The sequence below is a fragment of the bacterium genome (assembly GCA_004322275.1).
Classification (GTDB): domain Bacteria; phylum Desulfobacterota; class Deferrisomatia; order Deferrisomatales; family BM512; genus SCTA01.
In genome coordinates this window covers 23,875-41,783 of sequence record SCTA01000017.1, presented here as the reverse complement: position 1 = coordinate 41,783, position 17,909 = coordinate 23,875, and the positions used below count along the sequence as shown (strand labels likewise).

Below are 17,909 nucleotides of genomic sequence, written 5' to 3'. Positions count from 1 at the left end.
GGGTACACCAGGTCAACAGGCTTAAGATTGCGACAAACATAGTATTTTTTTCGAGAACGAGGAAGGCGAGAAAAAAGACCGGAGGAATACTGGAAGGTATTTCGAGGATCGTTTTTCGAGCCTGACGAAGTCAATCGGAGAAAAGACGAAGTTTGTCAGCAATCTGGCTTACTTCAAAAGAAGTAAGTGACCTTTGCCGGGAGGAACCCATGCCCCTCAGGATCATCGTTCCCGTGGACGGCACGGAAGAGGCGCTCGCCGGAGTGGAGGCGGCGGGCCGGATAGCTTTGGCGACCGGCGGAGAGATTACCCTTGCGCACGCTCTTTACCCCGGCTGGTTCCGCTATCTCCTCGCGCCGGAGCCCGTCTCGGGCGCCCTCATGGAGCGCGAAAGGGCGGCGGCGAGGATCGAGGTCGGGAAAGGGGTCGATAAACTCAAAAAAATCGGCATCGACCCCGAAATAAAAATCTTTGAGGGCAGACCTGAAGGGACAATCTCCAAGATAGCTAACAAATACGATCTTCTCGTTCTCGGGTCGAAGGTGCGCAGCGATCTTTGGGAGGTGCTTGTCGGCACCGTCTCCAGCGAACTTATCAGGGTGGTCCGAAAACCGATTCTCGTGGTAAAGCAATACGGCCCTCCCCCCGAATCCATCGCGAAAGACGGCAAGCTCAAAGTCCTCTGCGCCGTGGACAAATCGCCCGTCTCCGAAAGATGCGTAAAATTCCTGGAGAAGCTGAACTCGCCCGAAACCGTAATGGTAACCCTCCTCTACACCATCGACCTCAAGGAACTCGGGGTGGACGGCATGAGCGCCGAAGAGCGCTACGAAACACTTCAAAAGGCTCACCGCGAAGGCGAGGAGATGCTGCAGGGGTACGTGAAAAAGCTCGCGGTATCCGGGCATGTCGCAGCCACCGAGGTGCTGGAGGGGGACGCGGCGGCGCTGGCCTGCAAGGTCCGGGAGGAGGAATCCTACGATTTCGTGATCGTCGGGCGGCCGGAAGTCAGCGACATCGCCGGGAGGTTTTTCGACTCGGTGAGTCATCATTTGTTCCACCACTGCAACGCCCACCAGCTGATCGTCTCCTAGGAAGCTTCCATCCGGCGCATCCTTTCCGCCCCCGGCTTCGTCATGTCCTCGCTCAAGGGCTCGCCGTAGCGCTGCTACTGTCTCGCCCTCTCGCTGCGGGATTCCTCGCCGGGAGCGGAAAAACCGCGCCTGTGAACGCGCCGATTAGAACCACTGCGTTTCAAACTGCGCCCCGCGGACTCCTTGCCCTTCGCCGAAATAGTTTGCCGGACGGAGTTGGCAAAAACTCGCCATAGCTGTGGGATTCCTCGCCGGAGACGGAAAACCGCGCCTGTGAACTCGCCCGATTAAAACCACTTTGTTTTTCAGTACGCGCCCTGCGGACTCCCTGGACTTCGCCGAAATGGTCTCACCGCGAATTTTCCGAACATCTCCCCCGTTTTTAAATCCTCACACTGCAATTGAGCGCGTGTGTTTCGCTTGCGCTAACGAGGTTTTGTAATTGTGAAAGTAACTCATAATCACAAGGGCACGCGGCTTAAAATCAACCTTTTATTTTAATAACGCCGTTTTATTTTACTTGTAGAGAGGAGGGCGAAGAGGTATATTCAGGTTGCGGTATACGCAACTCCTCCCTCGGGGCTCACGGAGCCCCTCTTTTTTTGCCCAAAATCCGGGCTCTCTCCTGTTTTGACAGTTCCCCTTCGCGGAAGTAACTTTTAAGAAGTTCTTGAAAACTGCTGCGAGCCCCGTTTTCAGTAACCTCTTCAGGCATGGCAGGAAATATTTTTGTTTGAAATTCACATCTCCAGTCAAAGGAGAGCGCGATGCGAACCCTCATTTCCCTTATACTTCTCGTCTTTTGTGCTTCTCTTGCCTTCGGAGCGGTAGAGACCCGGGAGGTCTCCTACACCGCGGATGGCGTGACCCTCAAGGGTTACCTCGCGAAACCCGAAGGCGCGGGAAAGCGCCCCGGAGTGCTGGTCGTCCACGAGTGGTGGGGGCTTAACGGTTACGCGAAAATGCGCGCGCGCAAGGTGGCGGAACTGGGCTACGTCGCCCTCGCCGTGGACATGTACGGCGACGGCATGACCACCACCGACCCCAAGGTAGCCGGAGAGATGTCGGGGAAAGTCGGCAAAAACCCGGCGCTCGGCATGGCGCGCTTCAAGGCGGGCATGGATTTCCTGACGGGCGACCCTTCGGTGGATACCGGCAAGATAGCGGCCATAGGCTACTGTTTCGGGGGAACGACGGTCCTGACGGCGGCGCGGGCGGGTCTTGATCTTCGCGGAGTGGTCAGCTTCCACGGCTCGCTGGCCCCGGTGGGTGAACCGGCGGGAAAAAACATAAAGGCGAAGGTGCTGGTCTGCCACGGCGGGGCGGACACTTTCATCACCCCGGCGCAGTTCGACGGCTTTTTGAAGGAGATGGCGGACAGCGGGGCCGAGTGGCAGGTCAACGTCTATGGCAAGGCGAAGCACAGCTTCACCAACCCCGCCTCCGACGCGGTGGGCATGCCCAGCCTCGGCTATAACAAGACCGCCGACGAGCGCTCCTGGGCGGAGATGGTGATGTTCCTCAAGGAAGTGCTGGAGATGTAAGTCCGTAGCGCGCGCCGGTTATCTTTGCCCGGTGAAGGAGGCGAGAAGCCTGTCGGCGGCGGTATAGGGGTCGATTTTCCGGGCTCTGAGGGCCGCGAGGGTCTCCTCGTAGCAGGTTGTGCCCGTAAGGGTTTCCTTAATTTTCTCGTAGGCCATTTCCTTGAGCAGTTCACGGAAGAAATGGTTCCTGCGTTCCTCCATCTTGGCGGCGAGTCCCCCCGTCTTCTCCATGAAGGCGCGGTGGGCCAGAAAGCCGTCCACCACTTCCTCAATCCCGACGTTCTGCGAGGCGATCGTCTTTAGCACCGGCGGAACCCAGACTCCCGCCCCGCTCTTTCGCATCTCAAGCATGACTGTAAGCTGGCGGACCACGTCGTCAGCGCCGGGCTTGTCCGCCTTGTTGACGATGAAGAGGTCGCCGATTTCGAGAATGCCCGCCTTCATCGCCTGTATGTCGTCGCCCATGCCGGGCAGGTTCACCACCGCCGTGGTGTGGGCGAGGTCCACCACCTCCACCTCGTCCTGACCGACGCCCACCGTCTCGATAAGCACAACGTCGTACCCCATCGCGTCAAGGACGAGGGTGCCCTCGAAGGTAGCCCGCGAGAGGCCGCCGAGATGGCCGCGCGTCGCCATCGAGCGGACAAAGACGCCGGGGTCGGAGGAGTGGCGCTGCATCCTTATGCGGTCGCCCAGTATCGCGCCGCCGGAAAAGGGGCTGGAGGGGTCTATCGCGATAACTCCCACCTTCATATCCCTTTTGCGGAACTCGCCTATGATCTTGTCGACCAGGGTCGATTTGCCCGCTCCGGGGGGGCCGGTGATGCCGAGGATGAAAGCTCTGCCGGTATGGGGGTAGAGGTGCTTCAGCTCCTCGACGCCCTCGGGGTAGCCCTCTTCGAGGAGCCTTATAAGCCTCGCTCCCGCGAGCTGGTCGCCGAGGAGCGCTTTTTCCGCGTATTTCATCGTATTCCCGCCCCGGCTTTCTCTTTCGACGAACGGCTGCGTCGTTTCTCGGGCGCGGGTCTTGGCGTATAGACGATACTGCCTGCGACCGCGCGCCCTGCGGACTCCTTGCCCTTCGCCGAAATAGTTTGCCGGTTGAAAGAATGGCCCTTCCCGCTGCCCTGTCAACGACGCGACGCAGGCGGGCCTGTGTAATTTAAGGTTGAAAGTATTTAGTTTCCATGGGGAATTTACAACCCCTATAAAACTTTCAGCCGTTCTTTTTCGCGCGCCGCCGGAAGATTCCCCTGCCGGAGAGAAAAAGCGCGCCGAAAACGGCCGAGAAGAGGACGATACGGTAGAGTATCACCATCGCGAAGGGCAGCAGGGAAGCTTCCTCGTCAGTGCGGAAGTGAAACCCCTCGCCGTTCTCCGCCTCTACCCCCGTAAGGTGGCACTCGGGGCACTTCTGGCCGGTGAGATTTTCCTCGCCGTGGGCGGCCGCCCCCTGATGGCAGGAGAGGCACCGCTTTTCCTCGTAAACCTCCGAGAGGTCTCCCTTCGGGTGGCCCGAGAGTTTCCAGCTGGTGAAAGCGGCGCCAGGGTCTCCAGAGCCGCCCCACTCGTGGCACCTTTCGCAGACGAGGTGGAGATTCCCGGCGTTTACGGTCGAAGCGGAGTCTTGGGGAGGGAGCACGGAGTGAGAGGTGTGGCAGCCGGAACAGTACGGCCCCTCCTCCTGCGAGGCGTGGACGGTCGAGCTGTACCCGGCCCCCTGTTTTTCGTGGCATTCCTCGCAGTCCGCCTTCAGCTTGTCGCCGGAGGGGTGGACGGAGGGCTCCTCGGGGTGGTGGCAGTCGGCGCAGCCGAGACCGGCAGCCCCGTGGACCGATTTCTCGAAACCTTGCAGGTCCACGAAGAGGGATCTCGCCGCATCGGCGCTTTGAAGCGACTCCTCGCCGTGGCAGTTGTCGAGGCAATCCTGTGACATGGTCCCGGCAAAGACCGGCGCACCGATGAAAAAGGCAGGGAGCAAAAAAAGGAGAACTCTGCGCCGTGTCATGTCAGCGCCCTTTCGAGGATTTCCGCCAGGTCGAGCACCTCGGCTTCGCCTTCCTTTCCCGCTGCCTTCACCCCGTCGGTAAGCATCGAGAGGCAAAAGGGGCAGGAGGTGGCGATTATGGAGCACCCCGTCTCCAGCGCTTCTTTTGCCCGCGCGTCCCCGATCCGGGTTCCCTTGTCCTCCATCCACATCCTTCCTCCTCCCCCTCCGCAGCAGAAGGTTTTCTCCCCCCGCTTCTCCATTTCCCTGAGGGTAAGGCCCGAGGCGGAGACGATGCGCCGGGGCTTCTCGATATTGCAGAAGTAGCGGGAAAGGTAGCAGGAGTCGTGAAGAGTGGCGGTGCCTTCGAGCGGGGTTTTGAGCGAAAGTTTTTTGCTTTCGAGGAGACCGGAAAGGTAGTTTGAGTGGTGAACGACCTTTAAATCTCCGCCCAAATCCGCGTAGTCGGCCGAAAGAGTCTTCTGGCAGTGGGGGCAGGCGGTGACGACGGTCCTTACGCCCAGAGCCTTTATGTTTTCGATGTTCTCCCGCGCCAGCGTCTGGAACAGGTATTCGTTGCCGGTTACGCGGGCGGGCTCGCCGCAGCATTTCTCCGCGTTGCCCAGAACAGCGAATTTCACCCCGGCAAGCGCCAATATCCGCACAAGAGAGGCCACGGCGCGCTGGTACCTGTCGTCGAAGGCCCCGGCGCACCCCAGAAAGAGCAATACATCGTACTGCTCGCCCTTTTTGGCTATCGGAACCGGGAGCCCTCGCCTCTCTAACCACTCCTCGCGCTTCGACCAGCCGATGCCCCAGGGGTTGAAGTTCTTTTCGAGGTTTCTGTTGAAGGTGATGAGCTCGGGGGGCATGCGCCCCTCCATAAGCACCTCGAAGCGGCGCATCTCTATAATCTTGTAGAGCGGGTTCACGGCCAGAGGGCAGGCTTCGACACAGTGGAGGCATGCCGTGCAGCTCCAGAGGGTTTCTTCCAGTATCGCCCCTTCGCCGACGAGGGGGGAGCCGATATTCTCCTCCCCTCCTCGCATAATCCCGGCAGCTTCCCCGTTCAGCCGCGCGTTAAGGTCGTTCACGACTTTCTGAGGGCTCAGGGGCTTTCCGGTGAAGTTGGCGGGGCAGACCTTCTCGCACCTGCCGCAGCGCACGCAGGAGGAAATGTTGAGCAGGTTTTTTCGGGTGAGCTTCGAGATGTGGCCCGCGCCGAAATACTCGCTTCCTTCGAGGTCGGGGGTCGGGAAGGCCTTCGGCCTCTTCCCGTACCAGAGGAGGTTCATGGCCCCGTAGACCGCGTGGCCCATCTTTCCGTAGGGCAGGAGGGCTATCCCGGCGAGGGCGGCGAAGAGGTGGAGCCTCCAGAGGAGGCGAAGGAACTCCAGCTTTGCGTCCTGCGAAAGAAAGCCGAGGGGGAGAGAAAGCAGGTGCCCGACCGGCGACCAGAGCGCGCTTTCGGAGGGCGCCAGCGCGAGCCTGCCCGCCTCGACGAAAAAGCCGCTCTTGAAGAGGAAGCCGAAAAAGGTGAGGAGGGCGAAATCCTCCGGCCCGCTTTTAAGCTCCGGCGGCCTGGCCAGGTATCTTCTGAAAAAGAGGCGCGAGAGCCCGTAAAGGCCGAGGACGCCGGTAATCTCCAGAAAGAGGGAGACGAAGCGGGCGGCGGGCGCGGGAACGGCGAAGGAGAGCTGGACCAGCGCCACGAAAGCGAGAGGAACCAGAAAGCCGAGAAAAAAGAGGTAATGATGTACTCCCTGGGGTTCGCGCAAAACCTTCGCGTGGCCGAAGACCTCCCGCAAAAATTCGCGGAAGGAAAGGCCGCCGGAGGATTCCTGACCGGAAGGCAGGCCGATGCTGATTTTTTTAAGCCGCCGCCTCACGCCTTCGACAAAAAAAGTGAAACTTACGAGGACGAGGGCGGCGTCGAGACCGTTGGCCATTTTAAATTCCCAAAATACTGCCGTTAGCGGTTTCGGAGCTAAGTATACACCAGAGCTTTTTACAGAAGCTCTTTGAGTTTTAAAACCAGTTCCGGCCCCGCAACCGCGAAATCCGCCACGAGTCCGACGTCCGCAATGCCGAAGATCGGCGCTTCCGGGTCCTTGTTTATCGCCGCGATTATTTTGGAGTCCTTTACCCCGGCGGTGTGCTGTATCGCGCCGGAGACGCCGCAGGCGAGGTAAAGTTCCGGGGCGATTACCTTGCCGGTCTGGCCTATCTGGAGGTCGTTCGGCAAGAGCCCCTCGTCCACCGTCGCCCTGCTCGCGCCTATTGAAGCGCCGAGAAGGTCGGCCAGCTCCTCCACGATTCTCAGCCCCGCCTCGTTTTTTATCCCCCTTCCCGCGCCGACGACGATTTTGGCCTCGGTCAGGGAGGAGCGGGAGGAGGCGTGCATGCGCCGCTCGATAACGGCCACTCCCTCCGGCGGGAGAGCAAAGGAAATTTCAAGGAGGGCGGAAGCTCCTCCCGAGGGAGACACGGGCTCGAAGGCGGCCTCGCGGATGGTCACGACGGCGACGGCGGTGTTTACCGCGACCCTGGCTACTACGCTTCCGGCGAACATATGGCGAAGGTACGCCCCCTCCTCGAACCCCACCGCCTCGCTCACCATCCCGGCGCGAAGGAGTCCCGCGACCCTCGGCAGGTAATCCTTGGACTCGGAGGTCGCCGCCGCGATTACGGCGCTGTAGCCGCGTTCGCCAACGAGCCGGGCTATCGTCCCGGCCCAGCCCTCCGCAGTGAAGGTTTCTCCTTCCCCCGCTTTGGCGTAGAAGACGTTAGACGCGCCAAAGGCTCCAAGTTCCTTAGCGCAGGCAAAAGCCCCTGCGCCGGGGACGAGGAGGTCGAAGGGCGAACCTTTTTGGGCTGCGAGTTTTTGCGCGGCGAAAATCGCGCAGAGCCCGGAGTGCGCCGCCTTGCCCTCATGCTGTTCGGCTACGGCCAGTATCGTCATGGAATTTGACTCCCGGATCTTTTAAGGGTTTTCGCCGCAGCCGCAAGCGCTTCGGCGAATTCCCCGACGCTCCTTGCCATTCTTCCCGGCGCTCTTTCGGGCGGCTCGGCGAAGGAAAGGATCGTGACCGAGTTCGTCAACTCCACTCCCAAAGCGGCGGGGGTGGTCTTTTTAAGCTCTTTTCTCTTCGCCTTCATTATCGCGGGAAGAGAGGCGTAGCGGGGCTGGTTCAGCCTAAGGTCCGCGGTTATCACGGCGGGGAGGGGAACCTCCTTCACCTCGATGCCGCCGTCGATCTCCCGCGATACTCTCGCCCTTTTGCCCAGAAGCTCGACCTTGCAGGCGTTTATGGCCTGCGGCAGGCCGAGAAGCGCGGCGAGCATCTGGGCCGCCTGCCCGTTGTCGGTGTCGACAGACTGCTTTCCGGCGACGACGAGATCGGGCTTTTCCTCGTTATATACGGCGGCCAGTATAGAGGCGACGCCGAAACTGTCGGGTGGTTCGGAACACTCGACGAGCCACCCCCTGTCGCCCCCGAGCGCCAGCCCGGCGCGAAGGGTCTCTTCGCACTCGGGAAGTCCGATGGACACCAGAACCACCTCGCCGCCCTCCTTTTCCACTATCCTCACCGCCTCCTCGACCGCGTACTCGTCGAAGGAATTGAGGATGAAGTTGACGTTCGAGGAGTCTACGGATAACCCGCCGGGAGCAAGGCGAACCTTTACCTCGGGGTTCTGCACTCTCTTTACCGGAACCAAGACCTTCATGGATTTCCTCGCATCCGGCTTTTGGCCCGCTTTCGCCGCTCATCAATCGCAAAATCCTCGACGTAGAAAAACTACGCCTCCGGTTTTGCTCAGTCTTCGCGACAAAATCGCTCTCAAAATCCGTCGCGATTAACGGAGGCCTATTTACGGATAAATCATATCCAAGGGTTTGTGAATTTCGGCTCATTTAAGCCGGAACCGGCGCGGGTTGTCAATATCGCAGATTCCGGTTCGTCGGGCGGGAAAATTATAAATAAATATTTAACAGCCGCCCTTGACAGAGCGGCTATTGGCAGGCAAGTTTACATCAACGAAAAGTTCGGAGAAGTTCGGAACCGCATACGCTCTTTGCCCCCCCGGAGAGCAGCGCCGAGCTTCTCCATTTTTTTTACCTCTCGTCGATAACCCTCTTGGCCTTGCCCTCGCTTCTGGCGATCGTCCCGGCGGGAACGACCGTCACCGGAGCGGTGATCCCGATTACGTTGTGGATGCGGGATTCAAGGGTTTTGGCGAGCTTCGCGACAGTTTCCGGCCCGGCGGCGTAAACCTCCGGCTTCGCCTCGACCTCCACCTTCAGCCTGTCGAGATACCCCTTCTTGGAGACGCGAAGGAGGTAGTGGGGCTCCAGAAGGCCTATTTCGAGAATCTGCGATTCTATCTGGCTGGGGAAGACGTTGACGCCGGAGATGATCACCATGTCGTCGGAGCGGCCGAGTATCTTGTCCATGACGACGAGGGTTCTTCCGCATTCGCAGGTGGTCTGGCGAAGGCTGGTTATGTCCCTCGTGCGGTAGCGGAGAAGCGGCATCGCCCTGCGCTGTATGGCGGTGAAGATAAGCTCGCCCTTCTCGCCGATGGGAAGGGGCTTTAGCGTCTCGGGATCTACTATTTCGGGGAAGATGTGGTCTTCGTTGATATGGATGTTGTAGTGCTCGCAGGAGAAGCCGACGCCGGGCCCCATCATCTCCGTCAACCCGTAAGCCTCGTAAGCCGTTATCCCCATCCTCTTTTCGATATCCCCCCTCATCTCGACCGTCCACGGCTCCGCGCCGAAGCACCCCGCCCGAAGGGGCAGGGCGTGCAGGTCTATGCCTAGCTGCTCCGCCCTCTCGGCTATGGTCAGGGCGTAGGTGGGGGTGCAGCAAAGGACGTGAGCCCCGAAGTCCTCCATAAGGAGAAGCTGCCGCTCCGTCATGCCCGAGCCGGGGGGAACGACGCAGCAGCCGATCTTCATCGCCCCGAGAAGAAATCCCAGGCCGCCGGTGAAGAGGCCCATTCCGTAAGAGATCTGGACGATGTTCTCCGGTCTCACCGTGGAAGCCCAGAGGGTGCGAGCCATGCACTCGGCCCACTGCTCCTGGTCTTCGAGGGTGTAGGGGCCGGTTATCGGCTTGCCCGTAGTGCCCGAGGAGGCGTGGATGCGCACAAGATCCTTCATCGGGACCGCGCACATGCCGAAGGGATAGTTGTCGCGAAGGTCGGTCTTGACGGTAAAGGGCAGAAGGCTGATATCTTCGACCGAGCGGATATCCCCCGGCTTGACTCCGCGTTCGTCGAGCGCCTTTTTGTAAAAGGGGACCCTCTCGTAGACCCACCTGACCGTCTCGGCGAGCTTTTTGTTCTGGAAATCCCTCATCTCCCCGCGGGCCATGACCTCGAATCTCTCGTTGAAATATCTCATCTTCCATCCTTCGGGCAAGAAATTGACTCAATGGCGGATATTTTTACCAGAACGGAGAATTTGCGTCACGGATTAATGAGAGGCCGGGGGGATAAAAAGAAAAAGGCGGGGCAAACGCCCCGCCGAGAACTTCTCGTAACTGAGTATTATCAGAATCCTTAAAGCAAACTCGCTAAGGATAGTCCGATTACATCTTTCCGACGATCATGAATGCGATAACGAGAGCGTAAATGACCAGCGACTCGATAAGAGCGAGACCGATGATCATCGGGGTGACCAGCTTGCCGCTGGCGGCGGGGTTGCGGGCGATGCCTTCGAGTGCCGCGGAAAGACCGCGGGACTGGCCCAGCGCGCCGAATGCGACGGCGGTGGCGATGGTGATGCCTGCTGCGAGGGCGATGATGCCCTTGGTCATGTCGGTGGCTGCGCCGTCAGCGGCGAAGGCGGGCATGGCCATGGCGACGAGGGCCACGGAGAACAGAATGCGCTTGAACATGGTTTTCACCTCCTTTTCTTAAGATTTTACTGCAAATGGCGCAAAAAGTTAGGCGCCGGGGTAATTTTTTTTAATGCTCGTGAGCGATGGCGCCGGAAATGTAGACCATCGTCAGGAGGCAGAAGACGAACGACTGAACTATCGAAACGAAAACGCCGAGCATGAGGGCGAAGACCGGCACGCCGATAGCCGCGAGGCCGAAGAAGATGGCGCCGACCTTGTGGTCGCCGGTGATGTTGCCCGCGAGACGAAGGCCGAGGCTGAGCGGGCGCGCCAGATGGGAGATTATTTCGATGGGCGCCATAAGGGGCGCGAGCCACCAGAAGGGCCCCATGAAATGCTTCAGGTAGGCGATGCCGTGCTCCTTGAAGCCGTAGTAATGGGTTGCGATAAACACCGTCAGGCCGAGGGCGAAGGTGGTGTTGACCGATTCGGTGGGGGGCAAAAAGCCGGGAATGAGGCCCGAGAGATTTGAGAAGAGGATGAAGAGGGCGAGCGCCCCTACGAGATGGAGGAATTTGGGCCACACTTCGCCCATCGAGTCCTCCATTATCTTGCAGATAGACTGGACCAGAAGCTCCATTATGTTCCGGATGCTCAGCTTCGAGTCGGGAACAAGGTCTTCGTCGGAAAGCTCTCCCGATTTTATCGACATCTTCGCGACCAGCGCGAGCACGATGAGGAGAACTCCGATGAGAATGCTCGTCGAAACGTGGTGGGCGGGCTCGCCCGCGTGGGCGGGAGCGGGAGCCGGGGCTTCGGTGCCCTCGACGTGCTTGGGCGCTTCGTGCGCCTCTCCCTCGGGTTTTTCCGCAAAGTGCGTTTCCACCCAGTTAAGCCCGGGAATAAACGAGGTCCAGATTATATCGCCGCCAGCGCTCATCTTGACGAGTCCTCCAAAGCCGTTATTTTTTGGCCAGTTTCCATACGGTTTCCAAAACTATCGCGGGAACGATCTGCGAAAAGCCGATCAAAAGCCCTCCCACGTCCAGATCATATACCAGTATCGCAGCGCCCGTTAAAAGCATCATGAGCGTAAACTTCAGCCAGTAAGTGGCGACGTGGACTATGCTGCCGCCGCCCTTGCCGAAAACAGCGGTCATCACCGAGGCGATTATCCTGAAGCTGGCCGCCATCAGCACGCCGCCGACTATGACCGCGAAGGCGATATCTCCGCTCCAGAAGAGGGATACCACCAGGGTTACGACGATGACCAGAAGGACGTTGAAGAGTTCGATACGGCGTATGTTTACCGGGCCGCCGATATCTCCGCCTTCGTCTTCTCCGTCGTCGAAATCCAGCTCCTCCGGAGAAAAATCGCCCTGATTTTCATCGACCGGCGCAAACGAGGGGTCCCCGCCCTTATCCCTCTCGGTCATTTTTCCGGTCCTTTTCGGCGGATTCCTCCCTTTCGATACCCTTGGCCGCGCGATAGAGCGCGCGCATGCCGGCGGCGGTTCCGCAGATCAGCCAAAAGAGGGTCTGCCATGGATAGGTGTGGAAGTACTCGTCCAAAAAAGAGCCGATTACCAACCCTATTATTACCGAAAAGCCCATTTCAAGCCCGATGGCGCTATATTTAGTCCACCCTCTGGCTTCCTCGATAGGTTTTTTGGGCATCGGTTTCTATCCATCTTCCCGAGGGCGCATAATAAAACGCCGCATCGAAAACCGGCCATTCTATAGCACGAGGCGCTAAACCGCGTCAAGGACGGGGTTTAAAATAATGAATTTTAAGGACCGGCGGAAACACTCTCCCAAGGGGATTCCCGCCGGGAATCCCCGCGAAATGCCGGTTTAAAGGCCCGCGCAAACCTCGTTTGCGGCCTCGATGGTGCGGTCTATGTCTTCGTCGCTGTGGGCGAGGCTCATGAACCCTGCCTCGTACTGGCTCGGGGCCAGATACACGCCGCGTTCGAGCATCCCCATGAAAAATTTTCCGAACCTCTCCGTGTCGCTGTCGAGGGCGGAGGCGTAGTCGATAACCGGCCCCTCCTGGAAGAAGGAGGTGAACATCGCGCCGACCCTTGCAAAACAGGAGGGCAGGCCGTGACTTGCCGTAGCTTTTACCAGCCCGGCTTCGAGGCGGGCCGATTTTTTCTCCAGCTCGGCGTAAACGCCCGGCTTCATGAGTTCTTTTAAGGTCGCGATTCCGGCGGTCATCGCCAGGGGGTTGCCCGAAAGGGTCCCGGCCTGATAGACGGGGCCGACGGGAGAGACCTTTTTCATCAACTGCTTTTTGCCGCCGAAGGCGCCGACGGGGAGGCCGCCGCCGATTATCTTGCCGAGGGTGGTCATGTCGGGGGTTACGCCGAATCTCTCCTGCGCTCCGCCGAGGGAGACGCGAAAGCCGCTCATCACCTCGTCGAAGATGAGCACTATGCCTTCCCTCTCGGTTATCCGGCGGACACCTTCGAGATAGCCCTCCAGGGGCACGATGCAGCCCATGTTGCCGGGAACAGGCTCGACGATGAAGCAGGCGATCTCGCCGGGGTTGGCCTTTATCACCTCTTCGAGGGCTTCGAGATTGTTGTAGGGAACGGTGAGGGTGTTTTTGGAAACGTCTTTGGGAACGCCGGGGCTGGTGGGCACGCCGAAGGTCATCAGCCCGCTGCCGGCCTTTACGAGAAAGGAGTCTTCGTGGCCGTGATAGCACCCCTCGCACTTTATAATCTTGTCCCTGCCGGTGTAGCCCCTCGCCACGCGGATGGCGCTCATGGTCGCCTCCGTGCCGGAGCTGACCATGCGCACCATCTCCACCGAGGGCACGCACTCTATTACGAGCTCGGCCATCGTAACCTCAAGCTCGGTCGGAGCGCCGAAGGACGCGCCGTTGTCCATCGCCTTTTTGGTCGCCTCGACGACGGCGGGGTGGGAGTGGCCGAGGATCATCGGGCCCCAGGAGCCGACGTAGTCGATGTAGCCGTTTTTGTCCACGTCGTAGATCTTCGAGCCCTTGGCGCTGGCTATGAAGGGCGGGTTGCCTCCCACGGCGCGAAAGGCGCGCACGGGGCTGTTGACGCCGCCGGGAATGAGTTCCTGCGCCCTTAAAAAGAGCTGTAAAGAGCGTGAGTGATCCATAAATAAACCTCCGGGGCTTTGACCTGGGCCAAGGCCCATTATGAATTGCTGGAATTACCGGCTTTTTCTAACATGTTCAGGTTTGTTAGGCAAGACGCTACCGCTTGAAAGGGCGCGATTTTGCGTGCTATATTACCTCATTGCGCCGCAAATACCTTCACGGCGCGAGTTTTAAAAAAAATTCCGGCTGGATGCTGGGCGGCGCCCCCGCCTGTGGAGTAGCAGATGAAACACCGTCACCTGATTACAGCGGCTTTGCTTTTTGTTCTTATCGCGCCGGTTGCCAGAGCCGCGCTGGGAGATTTCGGCGAGCCGAAATTCGCCAAAAACGTCTTCGCGGAAATCAACGCCGATCTGCGGCTGCCGGTGGGAATTTCAAACGTTACGAAATTCTCGGCGGACAAGGCAAACAACGTCTGGCTCTCCACCGAAGGAGGGGGCCTCGCCGCCCTGAGGATCGAAGGCGACACCCTGACGCGGTTCTCCACCGCCTTCCCCATCAACAAGAGCGCCTACCCGGATGATTACCTTCTCAGCAACAACACCAGCGCCATAGTCTTCGCCAAATTCAAGACCGACGAATTCTTTTTCTTCTCCTCGGACGATCCCGGCGGCAACGCGGGCCTTCAGTGGGGCAGGTACACCGACAGGGTGGATCTGCGTCCTCTTATCGAGCTTGACGGAGAAACCGATGTCGAGGTGCACGATCTGGCCACGGACGGGTCCAAGAGGGTCTGGGCCGCCTCGGAGAACGGAGTCTACGAACTGGACCTCACGACGGGAGAGACGCCGCAGCCGACGGCCGCAAGCCCCTATACCGCTCCCTCTCCCGAAACCACGCGCACCGCCGCAGTAGTCGACGCCACGCCGATTACCGGGGTTTCGAGCGCCATTTTCTACACCTGGCCCGACGGAACCACGGTAGACGGGGGCAAATGGCTTTTCTACCTCGATCCGGCGCTGGGACAAAGTCCGCAGATAATCGGCAAGCCCTTCTCCAACAGCCTCATCGGGGCCATACGGGTCGTGGGAAACGAGCTTTACGTCGTGCAGAAAAACGCGGACGCTACCGAAGACGCCAGGAAGCGCACGATAGTCAAATACACCTTCTCCGGCGGTGAATGGACGAGAAACTTCGTCGCGGATTTCTTTCCCGATCCGGGCGTTTACGACGACTCGGGGTTTAACATAAACGACATAGACGTAAGCCCCACCGACGGCGTCGTCTGGCTCGCCACGACCGGCTTCGCTTTTTTTCAGGTTCCGGATGCCGGGGTCTTCGACCAGCGCGTCTGCTACCCCGGAAACTGGGAAGACCCCGCCGACGATTACTATGACGATCCGGGCGCCGCCGATTGCACTACCGTCGGCAGCGGGTGGAGGCACATCTTCAAAAGGAGCAGCGCCATCGAGGGGGTTTCCAACGAGGCATTTCAGAATTACGGCTCTCTGCTGGTGGACAAGGGCGAAAACGCCTGGCTCGGCAGCGACGTCGGGGTTCGCGGCTTCATCTCGCGCTTTTTGTCCCTCAACGCCACGCGCTTTATCGGAATCGGGAAAACCGCGATAGTTTCCCTCGTCGATGTCGATCCCGGCACGGGAGGCTACATAAAGATTACGGTCGCGGCAAAGTCCGCGAGGGTGGACGCTGTCTTCGACGCAAACGGGAGGATGGCGCCGATAAACTTCGGCTTCACCTTCTCGGATGTCGATCCCTCGGTCACCCCGACGCCGAATCCTCTCCTCTTTCCCGTAACCTCCACCGCCGAGGGCGTGCCGATCACGGTAGAGTATTTCCGTAGCGAGGCCGATACCGTGGCCACCCTCACCGCGGCGGCGACCTGGGCGCAAATCATCCCCTTCGAGGATGATATCTTCATCGGGGGCCCCTGCTTTATCAAGACGATCTGGCTTGGCGAGTGAAAAGACGCGCTTTATTCGCTCTTTTAGCGCTTCTGGTCCCTGCGGTGTGGGCGAATGCGGCGGAGAAGCCTCCGCCCGAAGGCGCTCGCATAAAATTCAAAAAAACCCTCCATATCCAGAATACGCCCCGGGGCGAGAAGATTTTCGCCGAAACCCGCACGGTGGACAAAGGCGAGTCGATAAAAGCCATCCTCAGGGATGACTACGGCATAGGGCAGGGCGACATCCCCTTTTTCACCGAGGTCTTCAGGGATCTCAATCCCGGCGTCGACCCCGAGAGGCCCCCCGCCGGACAGCTGGTAAGGGTTCCCTTCAAGGTGGAGGCGGGAGTATCCCCGCCAGCTTTGCCTGCCGTGGCGCCTCCTCCTCCCGCGCCCGCACCCAAACAGAAAAAGGCGAGCCATACCGTCAAGAAGGGTGAAACTCTCTGGACAATTCTCACGAGGGATTTCGGGATTGACAAATACCAGGTCAAGGAGGCGCTCCAGAAGGTCAAGAATGCCAACCCTTCCTTAAAGGACGTGAACCTCCTTCTGGTCGGTCAGGTGCTGGTCTTTCCCGAGGAGCTACTGGCTGTAAAACCGGCGGAGGCTGTGCCCGCCGCCGCACCCGCCCCGGCAATCGCCGCGGTTCCGGCAGCGCCAGCGCCAGCCCCTTCGCCTTCGGCCAAACAGGCGAAACCCGAACCTCCCGCCGCCGCCCCGGTTGCCGTTTCGCCCGTTGAAGCGGCCCCGCCGAAGGCCGCGAAGGAGGAAGCGTCAGAAGCGCCCGCACAGGCTCCACCCGCGCCGGCAACAGCCGCGCAAACGCCTCCCCCGGCCCCGGAAGCACAGATCGAAAGATACCTGCCGGTGCTCGGGCTCCTTGAAAAGCTGGGGTGTAGCATCGACAGGGAGGGCGAAAGGTACATACCCGTCTCCCGGGGCCGCTCGATCCGCCTCGAAGCGAAGGATTTTCCGGTGATTTCGGGACCCGACGGGGGAAAGGTGATCATCGACGCAGGAGCGAAGCTCTCCGCGCAGATGGCGGAGGCGATAAAGGGCGCGTGGGGCTACGAGGTATTATTGCCGGGAGCCTACGCGCCGGAAGATTTTCTCGGGGCCGTTCTGAAACAGCTTAAGTTTCACGAGCTGTCGGAGGGCGCCCGCTCCGTCTCTCTGGCCGACAAAACCAGCCTCCGGGTCCGCGCGAAGTGGGCCGTCGCCCCCTCTCCCGAGGCAAAATGGGAGGGAGGGATGCATCTCATCTTCTCCGAAGGTGCCTCCATAGACCCCGGACTCGTGCGCCTCGTAAAGTCCCGGGGCTACGTCCTTCACAGCCTCGGGGGAGTGCGCGAAAGCGAGGAGGCCAGGTCCCCCCTGACCCATGCGGCAACCGTCTCCTTTGCCCCGTCGGTAGAGGGAGCGGCCGAGCTGCTCAGCATGATCGGCGTCGCCAACAGGCTAAAGCCCGCCGTCACCTGCAGGCTCGACAACGGAGTCTCCTACACGATACGGCCCAAGCTCGTCTTTGAATACGGCGCGATGAAATACGCCGTCGCGCCGGAAAAGCCCGCGAACGCCGAATCCATCCTCCTTCGTTCGGGGTACTTCACCTTCGCCTGGCCGGAAGCGGGCGACCCTCTCAAGAAGGCGGAGGACCTTTTCTCCCTCCTCGGCGTGGTTCACCGGCAGGTCGCCCTCAGCCTTCCCTCCGAAGGGGCGCTCTCCTTCGAGGCGGAGGGGCTTGAAATAGACCAGCCGTCCCTTGCTCTGGCCCTCTACCCGGAGCTCTCGGGCGAAGAGCGGGGTCAGGGCAGGATATTCATGACGAGGGCGAAGATTCCCGCCGAGGCGCTCCCCCTCCTCTACCGCGCGGGCTACCTGCCGTGGGTAGTGGAATGATTAAGGGAGCGGTGCCGCTGGAGCGGGTGTTTGAGGAGATCGCGCCGCGAAGAAAAGCGGGCGAAAAGATCGTCTTTACCAACGGGTGCTTCGACATAATCCACCCCGGCCACGTCACCTATCTGGACAAGGCAAGGTCGCTGGGGGATATCCTCGTCGTAGGTCTCAACTCCGACGCTTCGGTGAAAAGGCAGGGGAAGGGGCCGGGACGGCCCATAATGAACGAGGGCGAGAGGGCGGCGGTGCTTAGCGCGCTTCGTTCGGTGGATTACGTCGTGCTCTTCGACGAAGACACACCCCTAAAGCTCATCGAGGCGCTTCTCCCCGATTTTCTCGTGAAGGGAGGCGACTGGCCCGTCGAGTCGATCGTCGGCAGGGAAGCCGTCGAAAAGGCGGGCGGCAAGGTCCTTTCCATCCCCCTCGTCGAAGGAAAATCCACCACCTCCATAGTCGAGAGAATCGCACGGAGCCTCCGCGCCGGATAACAACGG

General features: G+C 59.9%; 16 protein-coding genes. 5 read left to right on the top strand and 11 right to left on the bottom strand.

Translation table 11 applies throughout. The annotated features are described in order from the left end of the window. Window positions 1-209 precede the first annotated feature (209 nt). Both EPN96_05155 and EPN96_05150 read left to right on the top strand, forming a co-directional pair. Complete coding sequence (locus EPN96_05155) at window positions 210-1,094, top strand: universal stress protein (protein ID TAL17470.1); 885 nt, start codon at window positions 210-212, stop codon at window positions 1,092-1,094. Window positions 1,095-1,861: 767 nt separating this feature from the next. Beyond that, window positions 1,862-2,638 carry a dienelactone hydrolase family protein gene (locus EPN96_05150; GenBank protein TAL17469.1) on the top strand — a complete coding sequence of 259 codons (777 nt, stop codon included), beginning with the start codon at window positions 1,862-1,864 and terminating at the stop codon, window positions 2,636-2,638. Window positions 2,639-2,656: 18 nt separating this feature from the next. Here EPN96_05150 and meaB read toward each other — a convergent pair whose 3' ends face one another. From meaB to hemL, 11 genes are all read right to left on the bottom strand, one after another. Beyond that, complete coding sequence (gene meaB, locus EPN96_05145) at window positions 2,657-3,604, bottom strand: methylmalonyl Co-A mutase-associated GTPase MeaB (protein TAL17468.1); 948 nt, start codon at window positions 3,602-3,604, stop codon at window positions 2,657-2,659. A gap of 250 nt (window positions 3,605-3,854) precedes the next feature. Beyond that, on the bottom strand, window positions 3,855-4,646 hold the full coding sequence (locus EPN96_05140; GenBank protein ID TAL17467.1) for a hypothetical protein: 792 nt from the start codon (window positions 4,644-4,646) through the stop codon (window positions 3,855-3,857). Continuing rightward, window positions 4,643-6,574 (bottom strand): 4Fe-4S dicluster domain-containing protein, encoded by a 1,932-nt coding sequence (locus EPN96_05135; protein ID TAL17466.1) that lies wholly within the window; start codon window positions 6,572-6,574, stop codon window positions 4,643-4,645. Before EPN96_05135 ends, EPN96_05140 begins: the two co-directional genes overlap by 4 nt. Window positions 6,575-6,633: 59 nt before the next feature. Continuing rightward, window positions 6,634-7,587, bottom strand: coding sequence for an electron transfer flavoprotein subunit alpha/FixB family protein (locus EPN96_05130; protein ID TAL17465.1), 954 nt, complete (start codon window positions 7,585-7,587; stop codon window positions 6,634-6,636). Then, window positions 7,584-8,354 (bottom strand): electron transfer flavoprotein beta subunit/FixA family protein, encoded by a 771-nt coding sequence (locus EPN96_05125; protein TAL17464.1) that lies wholly within the window; start codon window positions 8,352-8,354, stop codon window positions 7,584-7,586. The genes EPN96_05130 and EPN96_05125 overlap by 4 nt, the downstream gene beginning before the upstream one ends. A 388-nt stretch (window positions 8,355-8,742) precedes the next feature. After that, complete coding sequence (locus tag EPN96_05120; protein ID TAL17463.1) at window positions 8,743-10,035, bottom strand: phenylacetate--CoA ligase; 1,293 nt, start codon at window positions 10,033-10,035, stop codon at window positions 8,743-8,745. A 187-nt stretch (window positions 10,036-10,222) separates the two neighbouring features. Next, on the bottom strand, window positions 10,223-10,531 hold the full coding sequence (locus tag EPN96_05115; GenBank protein TAL17462.1) for a F0F1 ATP synthase subunit C: 309 nt from the start codon (window positions 10,529-10,531) through the stop codon (window positions 10,223-10,225). A 70-nt stretch (window positions 10,532-10,601) separates the two neighbouring features. After that, complete coding sequence (gene atpB, locus EPN96_05110) at window positions 10,602-11,414, bottom strand: ATP synthase F0 subunit A (protein TAL17461.1); 813 nt, start codon at window positions 11,412-11,414, stop codon at window positions 10,602-10,604. A 22-nt stretch (window positions 11,415-11,436) separates the two neighbouring features. Then, on the bottom strand, window positions 11,437-11,910 hold the full coding sequence (locus EPN96_05105) for a hypothetical protein (GenBank protein ID TAL17460.1): 474 nt from the start codon (window positions 11,908-11,910) through the stop codon (window positions 11,437-11,439). Beyond that, the gene (locus EPN96_05100) at window positions 11,894-12,151 is read right to left on the bottom strand and encodes an AtpZ/AtpI family protein (protein TAL17459.1); all 258 of its coding nucleotides are present in this window, start codon (window positions 12,149-12,151) and stop codon (window positions 11,894-11,896) included. The genes EPN96_05105 and EPN96_05100 overlap by 17 nt, the downstream gene beginning before the upstream one ends. 177 nt (window positions 12,152-12,328) lie before the next feature. Then, window positions 12,329-13,612 (bottom strand): glutamate-1-semialdehyde-2,1-aminomutase, encoded by a 1,284-nt coding sequence (hemL, locus tag EPN96_05095; protein TAL17458.1) that lies wholly within the window; start codon window positions 13,610-13,612, stop codon window positions 12,329-12,331. A gap of 225 nt (window positions 13,613-13,837) precedes the next feature. On the opposite strand from hemL, the gene EPN96_05090 reads away from it, so the two are divergent. From EPN96_05090 to rfaE2, 3 genes are read left to right on the top strand one after another with little or no spacing between them, the layout of a single operon-like run. Beyond that, window positions 13,838-15,535 (top strand): hypothetical protein, encoded by a 1,698-nt coding sequence (locus EPN96_05090; GenBank protein ID TAL17457.1) that lies wholly within the window; start codon window positions 13,838-13,840, stop codon window positions 15,533-15,535. After that, the gene (locus tag EPN96_05085; protein TAL17456.1) at window positions 15,532-17,418 is read left to right on the top strand and encodes a LysM peptidoglycan-binding domain-containing protein; all 1,887 of its coding nucleotides are present in this window, start codon (window positions 15,532-15,534) and stop codon (window positions 17,416-17,418) included. The genes EPN96_05090 and EPN96_05085 overlap by 4 nt, the downstream gene beginning before the upstream one ends. Next, a complete protein-coding gene (gene rfaE2 / locus EPN96_05080; GenBank protein ID TAL17455.1) occupies window positions 17,415-17,903 on the top strand; it encodes a D-glycero-beta-D-manno-heptose 1-phosphate adenylyltransferase in 489 nt (162 codons plus the stop codon). The genes EPN96_05085 and rfaE2 overlap by 4 nt, the downstream gene beginning before the upstream one ends. The last annotated feature ends 6 nt before the right edge of the window (window positions 17,904-17,909 follow it).

What these genes read in the sequence shown, in the direction of transcription:
- EPN96_05155 (TAL17470.1), top strand. Translation starts at nt 210, where the DNA reads ATGCCCCTCAGGATCATCGTTCCCGTGGACGGCACGGAAGAGGCGCTC.
- EPN96_05150 (TAL17469.1), top strand. Translation starts at nt 1,862, where the DNA reads ATGCGAACCCTCATTTCCCTTATACTTCTCGTCTTTTGTGCTTCTCTT.
- meaB (TAL17468.1), bottom strand. Translation starts at nt 3,604, where the DNA reads ATGAAATACGCGGAAAAAGCGCTCCTCGGCGACCAGCTCGCGGGAGCG.
- EPN96_05140 (TAL17467.1), bottom strand. Translation starts at nt 4,646, where the DNA reads ATGACACGGCGCAGAGTTCTCCTTTTTTTGCTCCCTGCCTTTTTCATC.
- EPN96_05135 (TAL17466.1), bottom strand. Translation starts at nt 6,574, where the DNA reads ATGGCCAACGGTCTCGACGCCGCCCTCGTCCTCGTAAGTTTCACTTTT.
- EPN96_05130 (TAL17465.1), bottom strand. Translation starts at nt 7,587, where the DNA reads ATGACGATACTGGCCGTAGCCGAACAGCATGAGGGCAAGGCGGCGCAC.
- EPN96_05125 (TAL17464.1), bottom strand. Translation starts at nt 8,354, where the DNA reads ATGAAGGTCTTGGTTCCGGTAAAGAGAGTGCAGAACCCCGAGGTAAAG.
- EPN96_05120 (TAL17463.1), bottom strand. Translation starts at nt 10,035, where the DNA reads ATGAGATATTTCAACGAGAGATTCGAGGTCATGGCCCGCGGGGAGATG.
- EPN96_05115 (TAL17462.1), bottom strand. Translation starts at nt 10,531, where the DNA reads ATGTTCAAGCGCATTCTGTTCTCCGTGGCCCTCGTCGCCATGGCCATG.
- atpB (TAL17461.1), bottom strand. Translation starts at nt 11,414, where the DNA reads ATGAGCGCTGGCGGCGATATAATCTGGACCTCGTTTATTCCCGGGCTT.
- EPN96_05105 (TAL17460.1), bottom strand. Translation starts at nt 11,910, where the DNA reads ATGACCGAGAGGGATAAGGGCGGGGACCCCTCGTTTGCGCCGGTCGAT.
- EPN96_05100 (TAL17459.1), bottom strand. Translation starts at nt 12,151, where the DNA reads ATGCCCAAAAAACCTATCGAGGAAGCCAGAGGGTGGACTAAATATAGC.
- hemL (TAL17458.1), bottom strand. Translation starts at nt 13,612, where the DNA reads ATGGATCACTCACGCTCTTTACAGCTCTTTTTAAGGGCGCAGGAACTC.
- EPN96_05090 (TAL17457.1), top strand. Translation starts at nt 13,838, where the DNA reads ATGAAACACCGTCACCTGATTACAGCGGCTTTGCTTTTTGTTCTTATC.
- rfaE2 (TAL17455.1), top strand. Translation starts at nt 17,415, where the DNA reads ATGATTAAGGGAGCGGTGCCGCTGGAGCGGGTGTTTGAGGAGATCGCG.